The organism is Burkholderia sp. E168m23 (assembly GCF_016586125.1).
Classification (GTDB): domain Bacteria; phylum Pseudomonadota; class Gammaproteobacteria; order Burkholderiales; family Burkholderiaceae; genus Burkholderia; species Burkholderia orbicola.
Genome location: NZ_BCPP01001439.1, coordinates 1 through 1157 on the forward strand (window position 1 = coordinate 1; position 1157 = coordinate 1157).

2 protein-coding genes are annotated in these 1157 nt (G+C 68.9%); both read left to right on the forward strand.

The window, feature by feature from the left end:
• A partial coding sequence (locus JMF90_RS37980; RefSeq protein WP_201326434.1) for a transaminase occupies positions 1-885 on the forward strand: 885 nt, incomplete at its 5' end.
• Positions 882-1157, forward strand: a 276-nt coding sequence (locus JMF90_RS37985; RefSeq protein ID WP_201326435.1) for a GntR family transcriptional regulator, incomplete at its 3' end; no start/stop codon positions are given. The genes JMF90_RS37980 and JMF90_RS37985, both read left to right, overlap by 4 nt.

Below are 1157 nucleotides of genomic sequence, written 5' to 3' on the forward strand. Positions count from 1 at the left end.
GGCTGCTACCACGGCACGGTCGATGACGTCTTCGTCGACCTGGTGGACGGCCAACCCACGCAACGCGCCAGCCTGCTGGGCCAGGTGCACGATCTCACCATCACCACGCGCGTGGTGGAATTCAACGACCTGGCCGCGCTGGAAGCCGCGTTGGCCCCGGGCGACGTGGCCTGCGTCCTGGCCGAGCCAGTGATGACCAACATCGGCATGGTGCTGCCCGAACCGGGCTACTGGGCGCAGGCGCAAGACCTCATCCGCCGCCACGGCAGCCTGCTGGTACTGGACGAGACCCACACGCTCAGCAGCGGCCCCGGCGGCTATGCGTGCGCTCACGGCCTGCAGCCCGATGCCGTGGTGGTGGGCAAGGCACTGGGCGGCGGCATGCCGTGCGCAGCCTATGGTTTCAGCGCCGCACTGGCCGAGCGCGCCGAGGCCGCCAAGCGCACGGCACCGCCGGGCCACTCGGGCATCGGCACCACGCTGACCGCCAACCTGCTGGCCATGGCGGCGATGCGCGCCACGCTCACGCATCTGATGACGCCCGAGGTCTTCGCCCCGATGCACGCGCTGGCCGAGCAACTGGCCGCCGGGCTGCGCACGATCATCGCCCGCCACGGCCTGCCCTGGTGCGTCACCCAGGTGGGCGCCCGGGTGGAGTTCCAGTTCTGCCCGCAGCCGCCGCGCAACGGCAGCCAGGCCGAGGCGGTGATGGATGCCGAGCTGGAGCACGCGCTGCATCTGGCGTTGCTGAACCGCGGCGTACTCATCACGCCTTTTCACAATATGATGCTCGTCTGCCCTGACACGACCCGGATGCACGTGCAGCGCCTGCTCGCCGCATTCGACACCGTGCTGGCTTCGCTCACCGCCGCTGCCGATTCATGAGTCACGACATCGAACCCACCACCACTCAGCAAGACACGATCTACGCCACGTTGCGGCAATGGGTCACCGTAGGCCGCTTCCTTCCCGGCGAGCGCTTGAAGATCCGCAACGTGGCAGCCGAGATGGGGGTGGGGCAGATGCCGGTGCGCGCCGCGCTGCAGCGTCTGGCTGCCGAAGGTGCGCTGGTGAACGTGCCCAACGCCGGAACGATCGTCCCCAGGCTGACGGTGCCCGAGTTCGACGACCTGCTGCAAATGCGCATGCTGCTCGAA